17 protein-coding genes and 1 pseudogene are annotated in these 22,985 nt (G+C 70.8%); 6 read left to right on the top strand and 12 right to left on the bottom strand.

The features are described from left to right. The first annotated feature begins 6 nt into the window (after nt 1–6). The 3 genes from IPJ59_RS12460 to IPJ59_RS12450 are packed head-to-tail and all read left to right on the top strand — an operon-like array spanning nt 7 to nt 5,310. Nucleotides 7–915: a sugar-transfer associated ATP-grasp domain-containing protein gene (locus IPJ59_RS12460; protein ID WP_293271774.1), complete on the top strand. Its 909-nt coding sequence runs from the start codon at nt 7–9 to the stop codon at nt 913–915. Continuing rightward, nucleotides 912–3,881, top strand: coding sequence for a tetratricopeptide repeat protein (locus IPJ59_RS12455; RefSeq protein WP_293271773.1), 2,970 nt, complete (start codon nt 912–914; stop codon nt 3,879–3,881). The genes IPJ59_RS12460 and IPJ59_RS12455 overlap by 4 nt, the downstream gene beginning before the upstream one ends. A gap of 4 nt (nt 3,882–3,885) precedes the next feature. Next, on the top strand, nt 3,886–5,310 hold the full coding sequence (locus IPJ59_RS12450) for a hypothetical protein (RefSeq protein ID WP_293255574.1): 1,425 nt from the start codon (nt 3,886–3,888) through the stop codon (nt 5,308–5,310). Nucleotides 5,311–5,410: 100 nt separating this feature from the next. Here IPJ59_RS12450 and IPJ59_RS12445 read toward each other — a convergent pair whose 3' ends face one another. From IPJ59_RS12445 to IPJ59_RS12420, 6 genes and pseudogenes are all read right to left on the bottom strand, one after another. Further along, entirely contained in the window at nt 5,411–6,286 is an 876-nt protein-coding gene (locus tag IPJ59_RS12445) for a DUF4215 domain-containing protein (RefSeq protein WP_463673359.1), read from the bottom strand. Then, nucleotides 6,252–6,905, bottom strand: a pseudogene (locus tag IPJ59_RS37730) (DUF4215 domain-containing protein); the annotation flags it as partial. The pseudogene IPJ59_RS37730 and the gene IPJ59_RS12445, both read right to left, overlap by 35 nt. A gap of 116 nt (nt 6,906–7,021) precedes the next feature. Next, a complete protein-coding gene (locus IPJ59_RS12435) occupies nt 7,022–7,618 on the bottom strand; it encodes a hypothetical protein (RefSeq protein ID WP_293271768.1) in 597 nt (198 codons plus the stop codon). 321 nt (nt 7,619–7,939) lie between these two features. Continuing rightward, a complete protein-coding gene (locus IPJ59_RS12430; protein ID WP_293255582.1) occupies nt 7,940–8,317 on the bottom strand; it encodes a phage tail protein in 378 nt (125 codons plus the stop codon). 199 nt (nt 8,318–8,516) lie between these two features. After that, entirely contained in the window at nt 8,517–10,178 is a 1,662-nt protein-coding gene (locus IPJ59_RS12425; protein WP_293271766.1) for a glycosyltransferase family 87 protein, read from the bottom strand. 63 nt (nt 10,179–10,241) lie between these two features. Continuing rightward, complete coding sequence (locus IPJ59_RS12420) at nt 10,242–10,721, bottom strand: hypothetical protein (protein WP_293271764.1); 480 nt, start codon at nt 10,719–10,721, stop codon at nt 10,242–10,244. Between the two features lie 7 nt (nt 10,722–10,728). Between IPJ59_RS12420 and IPJ59_RS12415 the strand changes: the two genes are divergently transcribed. Beyond that, nucleotides 10,729–11,451 (top strand): hypothetical protein, encoded by a 723-nt coding sequence (locus IPJ59_RS12415; protein ID WP_293271762.1) that lies wholly within the window; start codon nt 10,729–10,731, stop codon nt 11,449–11,451. 1 nt (nt 11,452) lies between these two features. Here the strand turns inward: IPJ59_RS12415 and IPJ59_RS12410 are convergent, their stop codons facing one another. Both IPJ59_RS12410 and IPJ59_RS12405 read right to left on the bottom strand, forming a co-directional pair. Then, a complete protein-coding gene (locus IPJ59_RS12410) occupies nt 11,453–12,361 on the bottom strand; it encodes a HEAT repeat domain-containing protein (RefSeq protein WP_293271760.1) in 909 nt (302 codons plus the stop codon). Between the two features lie 222 nt (nt 12,362–12,583). Continuing rightward, entirely contained in the window at nt 12,584–13,264 is a 681-nt protein-coding gene (locus tag IPJ59_RS12405) for an LON peptidase substrate-binding domain-containing protein (protein ID WP_293255595.1), read from the bottom strand. Between the two features lie 265 nt (nt 13,265–13,529). Here IPJ59_RS12405 and IPJ59_RS12400 point away from each other — a divergent pair, with 265 nt between their 5' ends. After that, nucleotides 13,530–14,423, top strand: coding sequence for a hypothetical protein (locus IPJ59_RS12400; protein WP_293271758.1), 894 nt, complete (start codon nt 13,530–13,532; stop codon nt 14,421–14,423). A gap of 52 nt (nt 14,424–14,475) precedes the next feature. Here IPJ59_RS12400 and IPJ59_RS12395 read toward each other — a convergent pair whose 3' ends face one another. Continuing rightward, nucleotides 14,476–14,760, bottom strand: a complete 285-nt coding sequence (locus IPJ59_RS12395) for a hypothetical protein (protein WP_293271756.1) — start codon at nt 14,758–14,760, stop codon at nt 14,476–14,478. A gap of 149 nt (nt 14,761–14,909) precedes the next feature. On the opposite strand from IPJ59_RS12395, the gene IPJ59_RS12390 reads away from it, so the two are divergent. Then, nucleotides 14,910–15,188 (top strand): hypothetical protein, encoded by a 279-nt coding sequence (locus IPJ59_RS12390; protein WP_293271754.1) that lies wholly within the window; start codon nt 14,910–14,912, stop codon nt 15,186–15,188. A gap of 146 nt (nt 15,189–15,334) precedes the next feature. Here the strand turns inward: IPJ59_RS12390 and IPJ59_RS12385 are convergent, their stop codons facing one another. The 3 genes from IPJ59_RS12385 to IPJ59_RS12375 form a co-directional block, all read right to left on the bottom strand. Beyond that, the gene (locus IPJ59_RS12385; RefSeq protein WP_293271752.1) at nt 15,335–15,718 is read right to left on the bottom strand and encodes a hypothetical protein; all 384 of its coding nucleotides are present in this window, start codon (nt 15,716–15,718) and stop codon (nt 15,335–15,337) included. A 55-nt stretch (nt 15,719–15,773) separates the two neighbouring features. After that, nucleotides 15,774–16,958 carry a ThuA domain-containing protein gene (locus IPJ59_RS12380; protein WP_293271750.1) on the bottom strand — a complete coding sequence of 395 codons (1,185 nt, stop codon included), beginning with the start codon at nt 16,956–16,958 and terminating at the stop codon, nt 15,774–15,776. Nucleotides 16,959–17,262: 304 nt separating this feature from the next. After that, nucleotides 17,263–22,926 (bottom strand): alpha-2-macroglobulin, encoded by a 5,664-nt coding sequence (locus IPJ59_RS12375; protein ID WP_293271948.1) that lies wholly within the window; start codon nt 22,924–22,926, stop codon nt 17,263–17,265. Nucleotides 22,927–22,985: the final 59 nt, after the last annotated feature.

The following is a 22,985-nucleotide window of genomic DNA, read 5'->3' as shown; positions in this document are numbered from 1 at the left end:
GATGCGATGGCAACTGCCCCGCGCGAGGGCTGGTGGCGACGGCTGCAGCGGGCGCGTGAGCGCCTCGCCCCGGTGTTCGGCATGAACCGCCGCAACGTCGAGCTGGTGTACGCCCACAACGAGCGCCGCCACTACCCCCTCGCCGACGACAAGATCGTCTGCAAGGAGCTGCTCCAGGCGATCGGTGTCCCGGTGGCGCCGACCATCGCAATCGGCCGCGGCCTGTTCGAGGTCGACGCGCTCCTGGACCAGCTGCGCGAGCGCGAGGACTTCGTGGTCAAGCCGGCCAGTGGGAGCGGCGGCGACGGGATCGTCGTGGTCGGCAAGCGGACCGAGAGCGGCTGGCGGACTCCGAAGGGGCGGGAGATCGCGTTCCACGAGATGCGCCAGCACCTCGCCAACATCACCTTCGGGTGCTTCTCGAAGGAGATGGAGGACCGGATCCTGATCGAGGAGCGGATCGAGCCCCACGCGCTCTACCACGCCTTCTGGTCCGACGGCGTCTGCGACCTCCGCCTGATCGTGCTGCGTGGGCGGCCGATCCTCTCGATGGTGCGGGTGCCGACGCATCGCTCGGGGGGACGGGCCAATCTCCACCAGGGTGGTATCGGCGTCGCGGTCGATCTCCGCGAGGGCATCACATACCGCGCCATCTCCCGCGGCGAAGCGGTCACGATCCACCCGGAGAGCGGCGAGCCGCTGATCGGCCGCCAGCTCCCGGAGTGGGCGACCTGCGTCAAGGTCGCGCTCGGAGCCGCGTCCGCGGTCCCGCTCGGATACCTCGGTGTCGATATCTGCGTCGATCATCGCTGGGGACCGGTGATCCTCGAGATCAATGCCAGGCCGGGCCTGGAGATCCAGAACATCTGCGGCCAGACCCTGGGCGAGGCGCTGCGGCGCGAGGGGATGTCATGAAGAGCACACGCCTGTGGCCGATGGTCACCGCCCTCGTCCTCTTCCTCGGCGGCACCGCTGCCATCGAGGTCTTCGCCCGCAACGCGGAGGGCCGCGTCATGACCTGGGAGATCAGCGGCGACGAGGTCGTCGTCGACGGTGAGGGCCAGGATGACGACGAGGCCGACGAGGCCTGGCAGGCCGGCGAGGCGGTCAACGAGGCCCACGCCGAGGCGCGCCTGTTCGCCCGCCGCGGCGACTATGAACAGGCGCTGGTCCGCTTCACCGCGGCCATCGCCGGCGCGCCGGAGAATGCGGCCCTGATCGCCGAGTATGGTCATTGGCTGCGCCGCGCCGGTCGGCGCACCGAGGCCGATGAGGCCCTGGGGCGGGCGCTCGCGCGAAACCCCGAGAGCGCGCCAGCCCACCTCGACCGCGCCCTGCTCGCCCGCGATCGCGGCGACAGCAAGGCCGCCCTCGCGTCGTTCGAGGAGGCGCTGCGCCTGCGGCCGATGCACGCGGCGACCCGCATCGCCTACGCCCGCGAGCTGCTCGAGCAAAAGCGCCACGACGAGGCGATCGCACTGCTGCGGCCAGTGACCGAGGCCGGCAGCAACGACGGCCGGGCGCGGGCGTTGGCCGCTCTCGGCCAGGCCTACGCGGTCGCCGGACGCGGCGCCGAGGCGCGCGACGCCTTCGAGAAGGCCGTCGAGCGGGCCCCGGCCGTCGCCTCGATCTGGGCCCGCGCGGCCCTCGAGTTGAGCCAACTCAGCGACGAGAGCTCGGCCGCCGAGGGCCTGCGCTACGCGCAGCAAGCGGTTCGTCTCGCGCCCGACTCGGCCTACATCGCCGACGTGGTCGGCCGGGCCTACGAGCGCGCAGGCCTCGAGACGGAGGCCTATGCCGCCTACCAGCAGGCGCAGAAGCTCGACGGCGGGCTGCGCCACCCCCGGCAGCGTCTGGTCCACATGGCGCTCGAGCGCGAGGACTTCGTCTCCGCACGGCGCAGCGCGCAGGGGATCCTCGCCCTCGACCCGCGGCGGCCCGAGTCGAACTTCCTGGTCGGCCTGGTCGAGTTCAAGGCGGGCCGCCTCGCGGAGGCCCGCACCCACTTTCAGGAGGCGATCGCCGCGTCGCCCACGCCCTACGCCGAGGCCTGGTACAACCTCGGCCTGCTCGAGCGGACGGCGGAGCGCCCCGAAGAGGCGATCGCTGCCTACAAGAAGGCGCTCGAGGCCCGCCCGAAATACCTCGCGGCGATCAACAACCTCGGTCTGGTCTACAGCGACCTCGAGCGCCACGACGAGGCCGAGGCCCAGTACCGCCTCGCCCTCGACATCAAGCCGACTTACACAGGGGCCTGGGTCAACCTCGCCCGCGTCCACGCGGCCCGCGGTCACAACGACGAGGCGCTCGCCGCCTATCGCCGCGCCCTCGAGATCGACCCCGGCGATCGAAGCGCCCGCTTGCAGGTCGCGGTCACCCTCCGCAAGGCCGGGAAGGTCGACGAGGCGATCGCCGAGTACCGGACGCTGCTCGAGCAGCACCCCCGTTATGTGAAGGCCTGGTTCAACCTCGGGATCGCCCTCGCGGCCGAGGGCAAGGACGACGAGGCGGTGGCCGCCTATGAGCAGGCGCTGGCCCACGATCAAGCCCACTTCGGCGCTCGCAAGAACCTCGGCCTCCTGCTCCACCGCCGCGATCGCGTCGAGCCAGCGCGTGAGCAGCTGATGGAGGCCCTCGAGCTCCGCCCGGCCGATGCGGAGATCCGCCAGGCGCTCGCCGACATCGCCCGTCGGGCCGGCGACCCGACCACATGCAAGACCCACGTCGAGGCGGTGCTCCGCCAACAGCCAGATGACCGCGCGGCCCTGGAGCTGCTCGGAGAAGTGCGCAACCCCGGATTGAGAGAAGCCATGAATCGCCCAACCATCAACATTGTGTCCACGAAGATTGCCCACTTTGCCCTCCTCGGCGGTTCGCTGCTCGCGAGCGCATGCCTCACCCCCGAGACCACCACGACCTCGGACACCGACGCGAGCAGCGGCGCGACCGACCCCACCGCCGCCCCGACCTCGAGCGCGACCGCGACCGACAGCGGCGGTGAGACCGACGGAACGAGCGGCGGCGGGATGGAGGCGACCACCGGCGGCGCCATCGACCCCAACGGGGACGACGAGATCCTGTTCCAGAAGGCGCTCGCCCTCTACAACGCGGCCGACTACGCCGGCGCCGACCCCCTGTTCCAGCAGCTCTACACCACGTACCCGATGTCGGCGCGCCGCGACAATTCGGGTTACCTCCACGGCCGCTGCCTCTACGCCCTCGTCGACTACGCGGGCGCCGGTACCGCCTTCCAGACGGTCATCACCGACTATCCGAAGTCGGTTTGGGTCGACGAATCGCAGTACTTCTGGGGCCGCGCGCTGTTCCGCCTGCTCACCTACCCGACCGCCCTGACGCACTTCGACGCCTCGTTGACCGCGGACCCGGCCGGCACCTACGCCGACAACGCCTATTACTACGGCGGCCGCACGAAGTTCGAGCTCGCCGACTACCCCGGCGCCGAGACGGTCCTGGCGAGCTTCGAGACCAAGTATCCGGGCAGCTCCTACGCGGACAACGCGGCCTACTACCTCGGTCGCGCCCGCTTCGCGAAGGGCGACGCGGCCGGGGCGAAGATCGCCCTCATGCACGTCTTCGACTTCGCCGACTCGATCTACATCAATGATGCGACCTACTACCTCGGTCGCTCGGAGTACTCGCTCGGGGCGCTGCCCGCCGCCCTGATGTGGTTCAAGGACGTCGTCAGCAAGTTCCCGGGCGGGGTCTTCGAGGACAACGCCCTCTACTACGAGGTGCGGATCTACGTCGATCAGGTCGATTGCCCGGCCGCCGTCACCGTGCTCACCGACCTCCAGAAGCGCTTCCCCGGCGGCACCTACACCGTCAAGGCCCAGGACTACGCCCTCGCGGGTGGGTGCTGACCCGATGCGCTCGCCGTCGATCGTGCCACCTGGCCTCGCGCGCTGGGCGGTGAGCCTCCTCGTCGCATCGCTGCCGGGCCTCGCCCGGGCCGCGCCAGCCGGTGACGCGCCGCCAGAGGACGCGCCAGTCGCCAGATCCACCGCCGACGCGGGGCGCGTCTATCTCGGCCCGGACCTGGTCGAATCCCCCGTCGCCACCGACCCACCCGCGAAGCCGACCAAGAAGAAGAAAAAGAAGAAGAAGAAGAAGAAAAAGGCGCCGAAGAAGCCGACAGAGAAGCACAAGGTCAACCGGGGCGCCGACTATCACCTCGGTCTGTTCCCCGGGAGCTACGCCCAGGACCAGACCGTGAGCGTCGGCGCCCAGGCCGGCCTGCGCCATACCCTCGACCCGCGAAAGAACCAGCGGATCGTCCTCGGCCTCGGCTACGAGTATGAGCCCTTCTCGACCAAGACCCTCGGCTTCCCCGAGGAGGACGAGACCCAGGGCGACCTCAACCGCACCCTGGTCCAGCCGATCCACATCATCGAGGGCAACGCCTCGCGCCGGATCGTGTGGGGCAAGCTGGTGACCACCAGCCTCGATCTGCACGCTGACGCCTGGTGGCCGAGCAAGGAGCAGCACGATCGCTGGGCGGTGCGGATGAACTCCGGGATCCACATCGGCAAGACCACCGGGCTCTTCGGCGAGCTCGAGAATCAGCTCTTCTTCAAGAAGTTCCCGAACTACCTCGTAGCGACCCGGCGGATCGATCAGGAGGGGGCGATCCCGGTCGCACGGATCGGCTACAACTTCGCGAAGCTAGCCCGCCTCGCCGCCGGCTTCAGCATCGACTACACGCATTACCTCGATTCCCGCTACAACGCGATCGCCCCCGATGGCACCTTCGTCCGGGCCGCCCAGAGCAAGAACTACATCGACTACATCCCCTTCGCCGAGATCCAGCTGCGCCCCACCCGGGGCCTGCGGATCCGCGGGCGCTACGCCTTCGAGCGCCAGAAGACCCAGCACTACAACCGGGTGATGACCGGCCGCGACGAGTTCGCCTCGTTGGTCCCGTATTTCTTCCGCGGCTACTACGATTACCGGCGTCATCGCGTGAGCCTGGGGATCACCTGGGACTTCCGCGATCGCCTGCACCTGGCGGCCTCAGCCGAGGCCTGGGTGCGCCACTTCGACGTCTACGAGGCCCGCGACGTCGACAATTTCTGGACCGGCCAGCTGCGCCTCGACACCGAGATCGAGGCGAGCCTCGAGGCCGCGGTGCGGGTCCACACGATCAAGGGCAAGTACCGCGAGCACGACTTCTTCATCTCGCTCCTCGGCGCCCACGTCTCGCGCAACTCGAACATGACGCACGAGATCTCGCTGGCGACCAACTTCGATATCACCCGGGTCTTCCTTGGCTTCGAGGTGCGCGGACATTAGCGCCGCTCGCCAGCGCTTCGGCGCCGAAATTGATCGAAGCCCGTGAGTCCTTGGGGGACTCACGGGCTTTCATGGTGTAGGGCCCGTCAATGGCCGCGGGTCACTGCTGGAAGCAGTAGATCGGCGCGGTCCAGCTGCAGGTGCCGCCCGAGCACCAGGCGGTCCAGCCGGTATCCGTGACGGTGGTCCGGCCCCAGAGCGAGCCGTTGTTGGTCGAGGTCCAGTTGGTGCAGGTGCTGAGGGCGTTGGACAGGGTGCCGTTGGCGTTGGTCGCGGTCCACACGGTCGGGTTGCCCTGCGGGCAGCCGACGTTGCCCTGGGGCGCCGGGCCGTTGAGCTCGGTGACGTCGATCGGGCTGAGGAGCGTGCCGTCGATCAGGTCGGCCCAGTTGTTGGCGACCTTGACCCCGTTGACCTTGACGTAGGGCACCGCGGCCTGGGTGAAGCGGGTCGCGGGGGTGCCGTTGACCTGGTCGGTGGAGAGCCAGGCCTTGTAGGTGCCGGCGAGGCCGCCAGCGGTGGCCCGCGCGGCGCAGATGGCGTCGGCGCCGGCGAGGCCGCCCATGTTGCCGGTCTGCAGGGTGCTGGTGACGAACACGATCTTCGCCGCGGACTTGCAGGTGTTCGAGCAGGCGTCGTTGTCGACCATGTTGCCGTCGTCGCACTGCTCGACGCCCATCTGGACCTTGCCGTCGCCGCACTTGGCGGTCTTGCAGGTGTTGATGCACATGTCGGTGTCGACCATGTTGCCGTCGTCGCACTCCTCGACGCCCATCTGGACGATCGTGTCGCCGCACTTGGCGTTCTTGCAGCTGTTGAGGCAGGCGTCGGTGTCGGCCATGTTGCCGTCGTCGCACTCCTCGCCCATCTGCTTGATCATGTCGCCGCACTTGGGGGCCTTGCATGTTGCTGCAGGCGTCGTCGTTGACCATGTTGCCGTCGTCGCAGTCCTCGACGCCGGCCTGGATCGCCATATCGCCGCACTTGGCGTTCAGGCAGGTGACGAGGCAGGCGTCGGTGTCGTCGGCGTTGCCGTCGTCGCACTCCTCGACGCCCTCCTGGACCACGCTGTCGCCGCAGTCGGCCGGGGCGCACATGTTGGTGCAGTCGTCGGTGTCGACCATGTTGCCGTCGTCGCACATCTCGCCGGGACCGACGATCATGTCGCCGCAGATGGCGTTCTTGCAGGCGTTGGTGCAGGCGTCGGTGTCGTCCTGGTTGCCGTCGTCGCACTCCTCGACGCCGAGGATGACGAGGCTGTCGCCGCAGATGGCGTTCTTGCACAGGGCGGTGCACACGTCGGTGTCGTCCTGGTTGCCGTCGTCGCACTCCTCGCCGTCGTCGACGATGGCGTCGCCGCAGACCCCGGGGGTGCCGGTGGAGGAGACGTCGGTGGTGCTCCCGGGGCCCGACGAGGTGCTCAGGTCGGTGGTGGCGCTGCTGTCGGTGGCGCTGCCTTCGGTGGTCGGTGTGTCGGTGGTCGGTGTGTCGGTGGTCGACGCGGTGGTCGTGGTCTCGCCGCTGGTCGCCACGTCGGTCGTGGTGCCAGGCAAGGTCGTGGTGCCGGTGTTGTCATCGCCGCAAGCTGCGAGCATCGCCGCGAGCGCGGCCCCCATCCCCATCCAAGAAGCGAATTTCATGGAAGGAGGGTCGTACAAGGGTCCCTTCGCTACAAGGGCGGCCAATGCGGACGCGGGCGCTGGAATCGCGCTCAGAAGCGGCCGACGAGGGCGACGCCGTAGCCGCTGCCGAGGAGCGTCGGCGTCGCCATGAAGGAGGCGCGGCGGCGGCGACGCTGGGGCTCGCGCAGATCGCCGAGTCGGTAGCGCTTGAGGTCGCGGACGAGGCCGTGTGGTTGGGTGAGGATCATGAGCTCGCCGACGGCGATGCTGCCGAGGCCATTGGCGATGCCCGAGCCCCAGCGCTCGTAGCCGAGGCCGAGGACCAACATTGCGCCCACGCCGACGAGCACGTTGCCGCTGTGGATCAGCCAGCCGCGGCCGAATGCCTCATTCTTCGCGTCGGCGATGAGTACGGCCTCGGCGTGGGCCAGCAGGGCGCAGCGATCGGCGCCGCGGTCGGCGGCGATGCGGGCCTCGAGGGCCTCGCGGTCGTGGATGACCTTGAGCGGGGAGACGGCGATGAGGCCGAAGCCGATGATCGCCGAGAAGCCGCCGACGTACACGTCGGGCACGGAGGCGCGGTCGCGCATCAGCGGCGCGGCGACGCCGGAGGCGGCGGTGATCAGCGCGTAGCTGGTGCCGAAGGCGAGGCTCCACTGGCGCGCGCGCCAGGCGTCGTGGCGCATGCGCTCGCGGATGAAGGCGAGCCGCGCCGCGGGATCTCTGCCGGCCAGCGTGGCGTCACCGCCGGCGATCGTGGGGCACAGCGGTGGGGCCAGCGATGGGAGAGCGGTCGCGGGGACGGCTGTCGATTCGGCGGCTGGTGAAGGGGCGGCCGGCGATGCGGCGGCTGTTACAGCGGTGGCCGGCGAAGGGGCGGCCGGCGACGCAGGAGGTGCCCCGGCGAGGCTGCGCGCGGGCAGCAGGGACACTGCCATCAAGGCGAGGCGCGCGAGGGGGCCGGGGCTGCGAGCGCGGGGCAAGCGAGCCCGACGCTACCAGAGTTCTTAGCTGCGTGAGGGGTAGATGCCCTCGAGGGCGATGATGAAGCTGACGACCGTGTAGGGCGGGAAGGCCGAGATGCCGCCGTCGCCGGGGCCGAAGCCGTGGCCGGGGGCCTTGACGGTCTCGGGGTTCTCACTGCCGCCCTGCTCGCCGAGCACGCGATTGCTGAGGCCGGGACCCTGACCCTCGTGCATGGCGAAGCGGCCGCGCAGATCGGGGAGGCCGAAGGTGGTCCGGCCATCGCCGCCGTAGGTGGTGCCGAGCAGCGAGAACAGGGCGGTGTTCTGGGCGATAGACATGAGCTGGCCGTTACAGAAGGCCCAGCCCCTCGGGGCGAAGTTGCCGCCGAACATCTTGATCTCTGCGATGAATGGTTCCATGCGCTGTCGCTTTCTGCGGCTCGTCGCCGCGGCGCCACCATAGCGGATCGCGGCGGGCGAGGGTGCGCCGATTGTCGGTAGACGAGGAGCACTTGCGAGCTCGACGAGAGTGCGATAACGGCGAGGCGCTACCCGCCGCGATGTGATTGCGGATGCATGGATATGCAGGCGCAGATTCGTCGGATATCGCTCCCCGCGTTCACGCGGGCGATCGCGTGGCACGGACGACCAGCCAGATCGCGGCGCCCATGGTGAGGCTCGCCTGCATCAGGCTGTGGGCGAGATACACCGAGATGCTGGTACCCGGCGTTGGCAAGGTGAGCGCGAGCCAGAGCAGCACCAATCCGACGCCCCCGCGGAATCGCTGCACTTCGACGCTCAGGAGGTTGATCGCCCAGAGCAGGCCGATGGCCGTGTATCCGGGGGCGAAGGGGCTCTGCAGGGAGGCCAGGACCAGCAGCGCCATCCAGGTCAGGGCCTGGCTGCGGCGGTCGCCCTGGCGGCGAACGGCGATGACGGCGAGGATGACGAGCACGGCGGAATAGACGTGGCCCAGACGCCGACCGACGACCCAGGGATCGCCGACATCGAGGCCCATGAGCTGGAGCTTGAAGGGCAGTCCGAAGGGGGCCATGTTGGTCAGGATGCTGAAGTCGCGGTCGTCCATGAAGGCGAAGGTCTCGCCTGAGCTGATACGGGGGAGCGCGTAGGTCAGGAAGGAGATCGTCGGGTCGGTGCCGATGAGGAGCAGCGACAGGGCGAAGTACAGCAGTCCGAAGCCCGCGGTCCAGGCGGCGGCACGCCAGCGGCGCTGGGCCAGGAGGACGATACCGAGGATACCGGGCGAGATCTTGGCCAGGATGGCGAAGGCGAGCAGGGCCCCGCCCAACGCGGGGCGGTCGCGGTCGAAGGCCACCATGGCGAGGACGGCGAGCATCACCACCGCGATCTGGAAGTTGCCGACCTGGAGCGTGACGAGCACCGGCATGCTGCCGAGAAAGAGGGGGGCCAGGAGGAGCACGCGGTGGGCGTTCGGACCGCCGATCCAGCGCGCCACGATCCACAGCGCGGCGGCCAGGAACAGAGCGTTGAGGCCGAACCACAGGGCGCGCTGGGCCGCGAAGTCCCCCTCGAAGGCGGCGAGCGGCAGCATGCCGAGCAAGAACGGGGGAGGATAGGCGTAATAGTCGAGGGCGAAGGGGTGGTAGGGATTGACGACCCCGGCGGCGAGCGGTGGTAATCCCTCGGAGCCGTGCCACCATTGCGTATCGTAGAGGTTCGGGGCGCCCGCGCGGCTCAGGGTGTCGGCGCGGACGTAGGCGGTGAGGCAGCTGTGGGTCTCGAGGAAATCGATGCCCGGGATCACCTGGTGATGGACCTGGGTCCCGTCGCCCATGAAGATACTCAGTCGGGCGGTCGAGGCGACCGCAGGCAGGGCCAGCAGCACATACAGCGCGGTCAGGAGCTTGTGGCGTTTGGCCAGGCCATCGAGGGCCGAGGGGAGGCGAGCGGGAATCCGCTGGATCACGAGCGCGAGGCTCGCGGCGACGAGCAGCAGGGTCAGGAGGCCGGGGGCGCCGAGCGAGAGGCCGAGCGAGGCGGCGAGGGCGGCGAGGGCGCCGACCGCGAATGACAGCAGGGGGGAGCGAGCCGGAGCGAAGTAATTGGCGACGACGAGTACACCGCTGATTGCGAGGGCGGCGACGGTGATCGTGGCGGCGTCGCCGGACGGCCCGAAGATGTGGACCAGGGGGCGCCACAGGCCGTGGGCGAGGACCGGCGCGAGGAGGCAGGCCACCAGGGCCACGAATGCGTGGCGTTCCAGGCTCCGCGTCGGAGGGTCGGGTTGCGCGTGGTTCATGGGTGCTCCTGGGATCGCGATCGCGGTCCCGGCGAGTCGGCGAGGGCAGGTGTCGGGTGCGGCTTATCGCGCTGGCAGGTCGGGCGGGCGCGCGCGCGGGGTGTGAGTCGAGGTCGATGCGGTCGGGCAGGCGGGCGGGTAGAGTGGCGCCATGGTGGCACGCTGGACGGGGTGGATGGTGGCGTTGGCGGTGGTGGGGTGCGGCGGCGGCTCGAGTGGCAGCTCGGGGAGCAGCAGCGGCAGCGGGAGCAGCGGGTCGGAGCTGACGACCAGCGGGAGCGGGGTGCCGACCAGCGGTTCGCCGACTGGCGCGAGCGAGACAGGGGGCGGGGCGACGCAAGGGGCCGAGTCAGGCACCGGGGCGGCGAGTACGGGATCGGGGCCGACGACGGACGTGGCGTCGAGCGGTGGCGTCGGTGAGACGACCGCGGGGGTGTCGGCGACCGACACGGGGGGTACCGGGGCGGAGAGCACGGGTGCGGCGGACACCGGGAGTACGGGTGCGGAGAGCACGGGTGCGGAGAGCACTGGGTCGGGGAGCACGGGGGTCGTGGATACGGACACCGAGATGGGGCCGGTGGAGGGGTTGTGGCTGATCATGCTCGAGGACACCTCGAGCCCGACGCGGCTCTACAAGATCGATCTGCTGGACGGGCACGCGACGCTGCTGTGTTCGCTCGACACCACGAACGACTACAACACGAGCACCTTCGGGCGCGACGGGACGCTCTACGCGGCCAACGCGGTCACCAAGAACCTCGAGTCGATCGATCCCTGCACCTGCGCGCGGACGGTGATCGGGCCGACCAACGTGGCGGCGCTGCCGGGCATCACGACCGACCAGGCGCTCGGGCTCTACGGGCTCGAGACGACGGTCGACCAGTTCATGGTGATCAGCACGGTGAACGGCAACGCGAGCGCGGTGGGGCCGCTGGGGATCGACTGGGGGACCGGCGGGCTGACGTGGTCGGATGACCTGAAGGACACCTTCGCGATCAACGGGACCGACGACCGGCTGTACACGATCAACCACCTGACCGGGAAGGCGACGTTCTTGGTGCAGACGAACTACAACTTCGGCAGCGTCGGCATCGAGTGGCACCCGAAGACGCACGAGATCTTCGCGTGCTCGAACCCGGCGGAGCTGCTGCGGGTGGAGCAGAAGGACGGCACCGTGACGGTGGTGGGACCGATGAACCTCGAGAACAAGCAGGCCCACTGCGACAACCTGGCGGCGCCGTGGGTGCCGGTTGCGTGCGTCGAGGACAAGTAGATCAGGGGGCGGCGGCGGTGACGACCGGGGCCTTGCCGGCCTTCAGGGCGGCGCGGCGGCGCTGCAGCATGAGCTCGGCGGTGCGGGCGATGCGGTGGCTCTTGCGGTCGCGGGCGAGGCGGTCGATCTCGGGGAGGTAGATGACGCCGTCCGGGTCGAGCTGCTCGAGCGCGAGGAGGCCCTGGAGGCGGACATCTCGCTCCTCGTCGTAGAGGGCCTTGAGCAGCACCTCGCGCGACTGGGGGAGCTTCAGCATGCCGAGCGCCTGGACGGCGGCGGCGCGCAGGTCCCAGTCGGTGTCGAAGGTGCTCGAGTAGAGCTCGGTGAAGAGCTCCGGGCCCTGGCGGCTGAAGCCGGCGGTGCGGGCGGCGGCGACCTTGATCTCGGGGTCTTCGTCCTTGAAGCCGAGGCGCAGGCCGTGGACGCTGTGGGGTGCGTCGGCGTAGCGCATGATCTCGACCAGGCGCTTGCGTACCTGCGGGGCGGCGTCGATGCCGACGAGGGCGGCGGCGCCTTCCTGCCAGTCGCCGCCGGTCGTCGGCAGGGCGTCGACGAGTGCGCAGCGGACGGCGATCGGCTCCTCGCCGCGCAGCAGGCGGCGCAGCAGCACCGCGGCGGCGCGCGGGTCCTGCAGCTCGGCTTGCCCGAAGGACAGGTCGTCGTCGCGACCGCTGCGGGTCGGCTGCAGCTTGTCGAGGCGGGCGAGGCGGTCGGGGTCGGCGGCCTGCAGCGCCTTGATCGCGATGGCGAGGCGGGCGCGCCAGTCGAGCGCGATCGGCTGGGCGGGTTTGCCGGCGTTCGCTCGCGCGGTGGGGGCCCGCGTGGTCGGGGCCGAAGAAGTTGCGGGCGGCGCAGCGGCGACCGGGGTGGCGAGCAGGACGGCGAGGGTGTGCACGAGCATGAGGGCCATCGCCCGCGAGGGTGGCGAGCTTCACGGGGGCGTGCAAGCGCGCGCGCAGGGGGACGCCCAGATCGGCGGCGTATCGGCGTTTCTCCGGCCGCGGGGCCGCGGCCTGGGGGGGTCCGTGGGTGGCGCGTTCGGCTTAACTCCAGAAAGGTCGCAGGGCCTCGTCGCTGGTGCCGCAGGGCCGCATCTGTCCTCATAGACATGTCGCAAGGGACATGCCGTCGATCAGTTGAGGAGCTCGCGGCGCGGGCGAGTGAGGGTCCGGAGGATCGTGGCGGTGCGGACGACGAGCACGGCGGCGCGGTCGTCCGCGGTGGCGGCGGCGAGGCTCTGCTGCTGGACGGCGGCGAGCTCGTCGAGGTCGAGCTCGGCGTCGCGGTGGGGCAGGAGCTCGAGCACGGGGAGGCAGGCGGTGAGGGCGTAGAGGAAGACGCGGTCGTCGCGGACGTTGAGGAGGGTGCGGAGGTCGACGCCGGACTCGCCGCCGTCGGCGAGGATGCGCTCGACCTGGGCGCGGAGGATATCGAGCTGGCGGCGGTCCTGCGGCCTTGGCTCGCCGAGCGGGCGCACGGAGAACTCGCGAAAGAGGTGGCGTTGGGGCCGCTCCGCGACGGTCTCGACGCGGCCGAGGCCCTCGACGCGGATCAGGCGGCGATCGCCGGCGAGGTGGACGTTCGAGAGGAGGCGGGCCAGCGTGAACACGTGCGGCAGCGCGGCGCCCTGGAGGGCGAGGGGGACGCCGAGGTGATCGCCGTGGCTGCGCACGTGGTCGACGAGGGCGCAGTCGGCGGGCGTGTGCAGGTTGACCGGGAGGGTCATGCCTGGCAGGAGGACCACGCGCGTGAGCGGGAGGATCGGGAGTTCGGCGAGGTGCTGCGCGTCGCCGATCGAGGGGTGGTTCCACATGGCAGCGATCGGTCTATACCCGGGTCTGCGCGGGGCGCCAACCGCGGTACGGCCGCCGGATGAAGCTACCTGTCCTGCGGGACAGGTAGCTTTGGGGGCGGTGAAGCAGGCCGCCGGGGGCGACCGCGAGCGGCTCGCCGCCGATGCTGCGCGTCCGGCCTGTAATGGGCCGTAATAATCCCGCTCCCGCGTCGCGTCGCTACCAGGACAAGAGCGACACGGTCCCTCAATCACGGAGGCCGCTCGCAGAAAGAAGACCACGGTCATGAAGAGCTCCACCTTGAACCTCCTGAGCATCCTCTGCGGCACCCTGGTGTTCTCCGGCGCCTGCGACGTCCCCGAAGGGCCCGAGCATACGACGCTGGATACCCTCTCGATCACTGCATTGGCGCCGTTCACCGTGAATCCCGCCCAGCGGCAGCGCCCATCGGCGTCGAACGACCTCCAGCCGCGGCCAGTGTCGACCCTCAGCATGGAGTGCGATGCGTATCAGCAGGACTGCCCGGAAGGCCAGAAGTGCGCCCCGTTCATCGACGACGGTGGGCCCGCGTGGAACGCGAACAAGTGCGTCGCCGTGACCGGCATGGACCAAGTTGGTCACCCGTGCCACACCGATGATATCGCCAGCGGCAGCGATAGCTGCGTCGAGGGCGCGATGTGCTGGAACGTCGATATGGACGGCAACGGCACCTGCGTCGCGCAGAGCTCGGGCAGCCCGGAGGCTCCGAGTTGTGAGCCGGGCACCTCCCCCATCACCGAGAACGACGGCGTGCTCAACCTCTGTCTCCCCGACTGCAACCCCCTCGCGGACGACTGTGGTGCGAATGAGGTGTGCATCGCGTGGGGGGGATTGGACAGTTTCCTCTGCGTTGTCGATGCGGCGCCCTATGATAGTGGGCAGGCATTCGATCCGTGCGAGTTTGTCAACGTGTGTGATCCTGGCCTCGCGTGCGTCGACACGGCCATCGTCGGGGCGGGCTGCGATCCGGGGTCTGTGGGCTGCTGCACCCCGTTCTGCGACACGTCGCTGGCCAACAACTGCCCGGCCGCGAATCAGCAGTGCGTGCCGTACCTCGACCCGATGTGGGTCGCGTTGCACCCGACCCCGTACGGTGAGGATCCGTTCAGGGAGACGCTCGGGCTCTGCCTGGTCTGGTAAGGGTCGAGGGTGGGTTGCCGAGGAGACCCGCCCGATCGGCTCATGAGCGACGCTAGCCGCACAGCGCCGGGCCGGCGCAGTAGGGGCCCGAGAAGGCGCCGACGAAGTGGAGGCCGCCGTCGAAGCTGAGGTCGTAGGTGCCGCTGACGACGTCGTTGGCCCAGGACTCGAGGACGAGGGTGCCCTCGGTGGCCTGGATGAGATTGCCGGAGCCGTTGTCGTACTGGGCGTCGCCCTCGTTGGGGAACACGAGGGGGTATTCGCCGGGCGCCGCGGGGACCATCGTGTAGACGTGGATGAGGAGCTTCTCGTCGCCGGGCCAGGTGGCCTTGCACATCGCGGCGGTGAGGCCGACCTCGACGCGGAAGGCGGGGCCGTCGTTGGGGGCGCAGTCGTTGTAGATGGCCGCGTCGCCGCCGAAGTCGCCGCCGGTGGTGGTGTCGACGCCGGTGGTGCTGGTGGTGCTGGTGGTGGTTCTCGCTGCCGGTGTCGCTGGAGCTGAGGGTCTCGACGCCGATCGTGGTGGTCGCGTCGGTGGTGGCCGCGCTGGTCGTGCTGCCCCCGACGTCGCTGGTCATGGTGGTCGTGGGGGCGCCGGTGTCGGTCGCGGTCGGGGCGGTGGTGGCGAGCTCCGTGGTGGCGTCGGTGGTGGCGTCCGTGGCATCGCTCGTGGCGTCGGTGCTGCCGGGCTTGCCCCCGCAAGCGGCGAGCAGGAGGGCGGGGAGGAGGGCGTGGCGAAGGGTAAGTCCAGTCATGATGCGGTGATTTACCGCCGGGCCAGCGATCCGTCACGAGATTTGTCGGCCGCACGAAGTGGCGGCCGGGTGAGGTGTCGCGGGCTGAGTGCGGGGAGCGAATGAGCCGCTGCTACCCAATAGGGACGGGCGTGAAGTGAAGGGGAGCGCTGCGGCTCAGGCCTGATCGGGAGCTTGCAGGTTGCCGTTCCAGGCAGTGAAGGTGATCCCGCCGGTGAGGCCCTGCAGGGCCGCCTGGACCTGGATCAGCGTGTTGATCTCGTCGAGCGCCTCGTCGAGGTCGTCGATGGCGATCTCGAAGCGGGCGTCGCAGTTGGCGAGCATCGCGGCGTGCGGGGTGCCCTCGCCGATCTCGGCGGCCTCCTCGGCGACGTGGGCGGCGCGCGACAGCACGACCCGGAAGCTGGGGCTGGAATCGTCGTACGTGACCGTGAGCTCGTCGTCGTCACGCTCGACGCGTAGACCCTCGGCGGTCAGGGCCGCGGCTGCGGCGGTGAGATCGTGGGGGCCCCGGAACAGGACCATGCAGCAGTCAGACATGCCGCGACGCTAACCTGAAATTCGCGTGTGCGGGACGAGTCGTCGCCGGCCCGGATCACTTGGTGTCGAGCCAGTGACCGCCGTCGGCCGGGTCGAAGTCCACGGGTGCGCCGTCGATCGGTATCTCGACCCCGGCGGTCCAGAGGATGCCGTTGACGACGACGCGGCGCAGCTTCGCGGCGTCGGGGGCGTCGACGCTGTCGGTCCAGTTGCCGTGCCAGTGGCCGCCGGTGAGGCCGAAGCCGCGGCCGCCGTCCTGGCGGTCGAAGGCCCAGGCGGTGGTCTCCGAGCGGCCCGGGTGGGCCTGGGTGTCGGGGGTGGTGCGGGTCTCCTCGGGGGGGACGGACTGCAGGATCGAGGTGACACCGACCATGCCGTCGATCCAGCGCATATCGTAGTACCATTCGTCGTTGACGGTGAATGCTGGCACGCCGTTGGCGATCGGGTGCGCCGGGAGGGCGGCGTAGGTGGCCTTCCAGATCGGGTTGACCGAGTAGCCGGCCTCGTAGTAGCCGCCGAGCCAGGGGAGGATCTGGGCGCCGACCGGGGGGTTGTAGTCGACCGCGTAATGCAGGTTGACGAAGCCGGCCCCGGCCTCGATGTGTGGCTTGAGGGCCGCGTATTTGGCCGGGTCGGCGAGCGGGTGGGTGTCGCGGCCGTCGAGGTAAAACACGATCGAGCTGGCGCCGGCGAAGATCGTCTCGTCGGTGGGCCAGCCGTTCTTGACGATGACGGGGGTGACGCCGGGGGTCTGGCACAGCAGCTTGGCCAGGATGGCGCTGCCGGCGAAGAACTCGTGGGCGCCGGGGGGGTGGTCCAGGCTGGGTGCGCCGGCGACGAGCACGATCTTGGTGGCGGCCGGGTCGTGCGGCGGGACCTCGATCGGGACCACCGATTGGTCGAAGGGGTTGGCGGGCGCGGGCCAGGGGGCGCAGATTGCGTCGATGGGGTAGGTGTGGCCGGTGCTGTCGGTGGTGCTGGAATCGTCGGTGGTGCTGGTGCTGGCCGTGCTGGCCGTGCTGGTGGGCGTGCTGGTGCTGGCGGGGTCGCTGGTGCTCTCGCTGGTGCTCGTCGGCGTCGGGTCGCTCTCGCCGGCGCTGCTGCTGCTGGCGGGTGTCGAGGACGCGGTGGTGGTGCTGCCGGTCTCGCCGTCGCCGCTGGCCGGGGTGCACGCGGCGAGGGGGAGCGCGAGCCACAGCCCGGCGGGGAAGAGAGCGCGGGCGGGCGGTCGTGGGAGCATTCGCGGGTGCTACCACGATCGCCCGCGGGGCGGGTCCGGCCCCCGCCCCCCGCCCCCCCCCCCCCCCCGCCCCCCCCCCCCCCCCCCCGGCCGCCCCGGGCGCCCCCCCGGGCCGCGCCCGCCCCCCCCCCCCCGCCCCCCCCCCCCCCCCCCCCCCCCCCCCCCCCCCCCCCCCCCCCCCCCCCCCCCCCCCCCCCCCCCCCCGCCCCCCCCGCCCCCCCCCCCCCCCCCCCCCCCCCCCCCCCCCCCCCCCCCCCCCCCCCCCCCCCCCCCCCCCGCCCCCCCCCCCCCCCCCCCCCCCCTGCTATTCGACGATGACGCGGTCGGACGCGGAGCGGCCGAAGGTCTCGGGTGCGTACATTTCCTCGGCCTTGGCCGGGGGCACGACGAAGGTGCCCGGGGTGGTGGCGCGGGCGGTGTAGCTGTAGTCGTGGACGCCGTCCCACAGCAAGGTGGTGAAGGCCTCGACGCGCTCGTCGCGGAGGTTCTGGTGGTCGTACCAGGGGCGCCACCACCACCACCAGCCGCGCTTCATCGGCGAGGCGTCGTCGCCGGTGCTGGCGCCGGCGGTGTCCATATTCCCCGTGGTCGCGAGGGCGGGGTTGATCGCCTCGAGGCCGGCGGGGAGGGGGTCGACCAATGCCACGTGGTAACGGCGGTCCTGGGCGACCATCGAGAGGGCCACCTTGACGCGGGCGCCGGCGCGGATGTGCCAGGTGCCGTCGGGGTCGCGGCGGACGTCCTTGGGGTCGTCGAGGGCCTCGTATTTGCGTTCGACCACGAAGCCGCGCTCGAGCGCGGGGAGCTTCAAGTCCTTCGGCGCGTAGCGGAGGCCGAGGCGGTAGTAGAGGCGGCCGGGGCCGTCCTTGCTGAGCACCAGGTCGGCGGCGCCGGCCTTGAGCAGATCGGGCATGGCGACGAAGGTGCGCGATTGCTCGGTGGTGCGGCCCTTGAAGCGGTGTTCGCCGGCTGATTTGGGGCCGAGCCAGGCGCGGGCGAGGAAGTCGGGGGTGACCTTTTCGTAGGTGTTGAAGTAGCGGTCGAGGGCGAGGAGGACGAAGGCGTTCTCCTGGGTGTTATTCCAGCGACCGGCGACGCGGTGGGCGAGCAGGCCACGGACCAGCTTGGGGATGAGGTCGGAATTGGGGTCGGCGCCGATGAGGGCCTCCAACAGGACGCCGTCGACGCGGCGTTCGGAGTGGAGGATGAGGTGGGCGCCGTCGCTGTAGCTGGTGGTGAAGTGGGCGGCGCCGGCGGTCTCGCGGACCTGGTTCTGCAGGTGGCGGAGGATCGCCTTGGACTCGCCGCCGTCGCCGAGGACGGGGAGCAGCCAGCCGAGGGTCTCCAATGAGTGCTTGTCGAGGGCGACCTCGGAATAGAGGGTGCGGGCGCGGGCGGTGTCGCGGACGCCGAGGCGGGCGCGGGTGTAAAGCGCATAGGCGATGATCGGGCGCTTGATCTCCGGCATGTACCAGGATTCGAACTTGGATTCGATGTCCTTGAGGTAGTCCTGGGCCCGGTCGAGGGTCGCCGGGGGGACAGGGAAGCCCTTGCTGCGGGCGCGCTCGAGGGCGTGGGCGACGTGGATGGTGAGGTAGGGCCAGGACGGCTCGCCGCGGCGCCAGAACGACCACCCGCCGTCGGGGTTTTGCAGGCGGCTGAGGCGTTCGATGTCGGTCTGGACGAATGCGAGGAGTTCGGCCTGGGACGGCATGCTCTCGGCCTTGAATGCCGAGAGGACGTCCTTGAGTGCCGCGATCGTGATCATGCGCGAGCTCAGCTGCTCGCTGCATTCGAAGGGGTAGCGGACGAGGTAGAGGACGGCGTCGGTGAGCTCGGCGAGGGCCGTAGAGGAGGTGCTGAGCTCGAGGCCGCCGAAGCTGGGGACGGCGTCTTGCGGCGGGAGCACGGGCTGGCTGATCGCGCCATTGTCGATCTGGCCATAGGTGGCGAAGGCCTCGGTGGTGGCCGGGGTCCACACCGGGAGCGCGCCGGAGGCGGCGTCGCTCCACTTGCCGGAGGCGGCGACGACCTGGAAGCGGGCGGTGCCGGCCTTGACGGCGGCGGCGGGGAGGCGGACCTCGACGCGGTCGTTGGCGGGGACGGTGACCTTGCGACCTGCCCCTTGGGTCAGGTCGAGGTTGGCGGTGCGGGCGGCGAGGTCGACGGTGAGCGGCGCGTCGGTCTGGTTTTGGAGGACGATCGGGAGCTCGAAGCGGTCGCCGAAGTTGAGGAAGCGTGGGGCCGAGGGGCGGACCATCAGCGGCAGGCGGGCGGTGATCGCGGACTCGGCCTTGCCGAAGCGGTCGGCGCCGGCGACGGCGACGGCCATGATGCGGTAGCGGGTCAGGTTGTCGGGGAGCTTGATGTCGACGCGGGCGCGGCCCTGGGCGTCGGTGGGGAGGGCCGCGGCGAACAGGGCGAGGGCGTCGAAGTTGCTGCGCAGGGCGATCGCGGGGCCGGGGGCGGTGGCGTGCTTGGCACCGGCGGAGGCCCGGGTCATGGAGGCGTTGTCGGCCATCGGCTCGGACGGCGGTGCGGGCGGTGGCGCGGGGGCTGGTGCGCTCTCGGGCATCGGGACGCCCGTGGTCGCAGCGCCGCCGCCGGGGGCGTTCTTCGCGTCGAGGGTGCCGGCGCCGGACTTGTCCTGCGCGGCGTCCTCGGGGTTGGCGAGGACGATGCTGGCGCGGCTGTGGTGGTCGGAGACGCCGGCGTCGAGGGCGGGGAAGAAGGCGGCGAGGGGGTCGGCGAGCTGGTAGTTGCTGAGGGCGAGGACGGCCTCGTCGACGACGACGACGGCGACCTCGCTGCCGCGGACGGGCTGGTTCTTGGCGTCGAGCACGAGCACCTCGAGCGAGGTGCTGCCGCCGGGCTCGAGCTTGTCTACACCTGGCTTGAGGGACAGGTTCAGGGTGCGGCTGCGCGGCGGGACGGCGAGGGTGATGTGGCCGGCGGCGAAGGCGGGGCGGCGCGGGAGCTTGGGGTCGGGCTGGCCGTTGTCCTGGTTGCGCGGGGCGCTGCCGACGAGGTCGAGCTGGAGCTCGAGGGCCGGGGCGTGGGCGTCGTCGATCGGGACCTCGATGGTGGTCGAGGTGGCAGCGAGGCTGACGCGGCGAGTCTCGACGATGCCCTCGCGGCGCAGGGTGAGCACGCCCTCGGAGGGGGCGAAGGGGGCGAGCACGAGCAGCTTGGCGGACTCGCCGGTGGCGTACTCCTTCTTGTCGGGGATGAGCTGGACCTGCTCCTGCTCGACGCCGCGGCTCGGGGGTTGATCGCCGCCGGCGACCCACAGGGTCAGCTGACTCTCGTTGCGGCGGCCCTGGTCGTCGGCGATGCTGGCGGTGACGCGGTAGGTGCCGCCCTCCTTGGGGATGAAGCTGCAGCGCACGGGGGTCGCGGCGGAGCCCTTCTTGCAGTCCTGGGGGTCCTTCTCGGTCTCCTTCCACTCGCCGGCTTCTTGCTCGTAGGCGACGCGGACGGCGCGGACGTTGATGTCGCGGCCGGGCTGCAGCTTGCCGTCGAGGTCGGTGATGATGCTGTCGACGTCGAGGGGCTCGCCCTTCTGAACGAACAGGCGCTGGCTCTTCATGCCGACGTAGAGGTTGGCGGGGTGGACCAGGAGGTCGGTGCTGGACGTCCAGGACTGGCGGTTGACGTCGACGACGCTGGCCTCGGCGTGGAGGCTGGTGGCCTGGATCGGTGTGACCTTGATGAAGTCGGCGCGCAGGTGGTGCTCGCCGGCGGCGTCGGTGTGCGCGGTGAATTCCTGCGGGGGGCGGTAGTTGGACGAGTGGCCGCCGTCGAAGCGGGAGAAGAAGTCCCACCACGGGACCCAGCGGCCGAAGGTGAAGTCGTCGTGGCCGGGCGGGTGGTAGCTGCCGGGGCTGCTGGTGACCGACCAGTGGACCTCGGCGTTGGCGAGCGGGCCGCCGGCGAAGTACTGGGCGGAGACGGTGAGGTCGGCGTGGCCGCCGACGAGGTGCGGGCCCTCGCCGGCGCTGGCCTTGACCTCGTACTCGGGGCGGCGAAACTCCTGGATCTGGAGGTGGTGGCTGTAGCTCTGATCTTTCATCGTGCCGGACGCGACCTCGAGGTTGAGGTAGGCGTCGCCGAGGTTCGGGGTCTTCGGGAGGGTGAGGCCGAGGTCGAAGCCGCCGAGCGCGTTGGGCTTGACGGTGCCGGCGAGCAGCTTGTTGCCCTGGCTGTCGACCAGGCTGTAGCGCAGCTCCGAGGCGGCGCCGGCGGGCAGGCCGAGGCCGCCGCGCAGGCCGGGGCTGCGGGTGCGCAGCCAGCCCTTGATCTTGATGGTCTCGCCGGGGCGGTACATCTGGCGGTCGTCGAACACGAACCAGTGGAGGGTGTCGCCGCGCTTGTAGGGCTTCCAACCGGCGTCGTCGTTGTCGCCGTACCACCAGCCGACCGCCTGTGGGAGGAAGGCCCGGTCCTCGCCCTGGGTCGCGAGCAGGACGCGGTTGCTCTTCGCGGGCAGGGCAAAGCTGGCGAGGCCGTCGGCGCCGCTGCTGGCCTTGGCGCCGCTGGGGGAGAGCTCGAGGGCGACGTTGGCCTGGGGGGCGCCGTCGACGAGGCGGGTGGCGAAGGCGACCATCTTCTCGCCGTCGACGAAGGCGTCGAGGCCGATGCGGGTCGACTGGGCCCAGGTGATGACCTCGCGGCGCATCCACGGCTCCTTGGGCTCCTTGGTCGGCTCGACGAGGACGATCGCGTGGCCGAGGCCGCCGGGCAGGGCGCTGCGCAGATCGATCGCCGTCTCGGTGAGGATGTCGGGGTCGCCGTCGATCTTGACCTTGTCGTTGAAGACCTGCTTGCCGGGCGGGGCGACCTTGGTGAGGCGGTCCTCGTTGTGGGCGCGCTGGAAGGCGAGGTAGGCGTCCCAGTCGCTCGGGGTGACGGCGTAGATGCGGACGCGCAGCGACTTGTGGCCGGTGGTAAAGACGGAGACCTTGCCGGCGGCCGCGGGGTCGAGGACCGTGAGCATCTCGAGCGGGGCGTAGAGATTGTCGGGGGCCGGGCCGACGGTGAAGCTGCGGGTCTCGCTGCGGCCGAGGCGCTGGCCGTAGGCGTCGCGCAGGGCGGGGTCGACGGTGACCGTGTACTTGGTGCGGGCCTTGGTCGCGCCCTGGATGTAGAGCTCGTTGCCGCTGACGGAGACGGTCAGGCCCGGGACTTCGGGCTCGACCTTTACCCACTCCTTCTTGAAGCGGCGGTCGTCGAGCGGGTTGCTGAAGCCGAGGCGGAAGGGCACGCCGGGGTCGCACTCGCTGCCCCAGCCGCACTCGGCGAGGGTGAGGTTCAAGGGGCCGTAGGTGTGAAAGCTGAAGTCCTGGGCGGTGACGGTCTTGCGCGGGCCCTCGGCGGAGGGCAGGCCGACGGCGAGGGTGACGCGGACGTCGACGTCGCCGGGGAGCGCGGCGGTCGGTTGCACGATCAGCCAGCGGCCGTCCTCGGCGGACTCGATCAGGCCGCGCAGCTCGCGATCCTTGACGGCCTCGTCGCGCGGGACCAGGCGCAGGGCGGCCGGGCTGCCGCCGGCGGGGGTGACCTGGATCGAGGGGAGGACGGCGGCGGGGTCGATGCGCTGGTCGAAGGCGAGGAAGATCCGCGGGGCGCGGGTGGTGGTGGTGTCGCGCGGGTAGCTGCTGAGGAGGCGCGCCGGCGGCGTGGCGAAGGTGAAGGCTGTCCCTTGGGACAGCTTGCTGCCGTCGGCCGCGGCGACGCCGGCCGGGACCTCGACGCGGAACTCGGTCGCCATCGGGAAGCGGGTGGTCGGGCGGAACACGAGGGTGCGGGTGCCGAGCCACTGCCAGCTGCCGGGGGTCGCGGGGCTGAGGCGGACCGGGACCTCGGCGGCGGCGAGCTGGGCGAGCGAGGTGACGGCGACCATCGGCTGCGAGAAGGTGACGGACAGGTCGGCGGCGACCGGGACCTCGCCGTCGGGGCTGTGGCGCAGGACGCTGAGCGGGGCGGCGGCGACGGCCGGCGGCTGACCGCGGGTGGGGAAGCTGGCGA

This window comes from Nannocystis sp. (assembly GCF_016714285.1).
Taxonomy (GTDB): domain Bacteria; phylum Myxococcota_A; class Polyangia; order Nannocystales; family Nannocystaceae; genus Nannocystis.
Note: the sequence above shows the minus strand (reverse complement) of the source record. Positions and strands in the feature narration are given on the sequence as shown.

Coding starts and splice junctions, on each gene's coding strand:
- IPJ59_RS12380 (WP_293271750.1), bottom strand. CDS start 16,958: ATGCTCCCACGACCGCCCGCCCGCGCTCTCTTCCCCGCCGGGCTGTGG.
- IPJ59_RS12410 (WP_293271760.1), bottom strand. CDS start 12,361: ATGGCCCTCATGCTCGTGCACACCCTCGCCGTCCTGCTCGCCACCCCG.
- IPJ59_RS12400 (WP_293271758.1), top strand. CDS start 13,530: ATGAAGAGCTCCACCTTGAACCTCCTGAGCATCCTCTGCGGCACCCTG.
- IPJ59_RS12460 (WP_293271774.1), top strand. CDS start 7: ATGGCAACTGCCCCGCGCGAGGGCTGGTGGCGACGGCTGCAGCGGGCG.
- IPJ59_RS12430 (WP_293255582.1), bottom strand. CDS start 8,317: ATGGAACCATTCATCGCAGAGATCAAGATGTTCGGCGGCAACTTCGCC.
- IPJ59_RS12450 (WP_293255574.1), top strand. CDS start 3,886: ATGCGCTCGCCGTCGATCGTGCCACCTGGCCTCGCGCGCTGGGCGGTG.
- IPJ59_RS12455 (WP_293271773.1), top strand. CDS start 912: ATGAAGAGCACACGCCTGTGGCCGATGGTCACCGCCCTCGTCCTCTTC.
- IPJ59_RS12405 (WP_293255595.1), bottom strand. CDS start 13,264: ATGTGGAACCACCCCTCGATCGGCGACGCGCAGCACCTCGCCGAACTC.
- IPJ59_RS12395 (WP_293271756.1), bottom strand. CDS start 14,760: ATGTGCAAGGCCACCTGGCCCGGCGACGAGAAGCTCCTCATCCACGTC.
- IPJ59_RS12425 (WP_293271766.1), bottom strand. CDS start 10,178: ATGAACCACGCGCAACCCGACCCTCCGACGCGGAGCCTGGAACGCCAC.
- IPJ59_RS12385 (WP_293271752.1), bottom strand. CDS start 15,718: ATGTCTGACTGCTGCATGGTCCTGTTCCGGGGCCCCCACGATCTCACC.
- IPJ59_RS12435 (WP_293271768.1), bottom strand. CDS start 7,618: ATGCGCCACGACGCCTGGCGCGCGCGCCAGTGGAGCCTCGCCTTCGGC.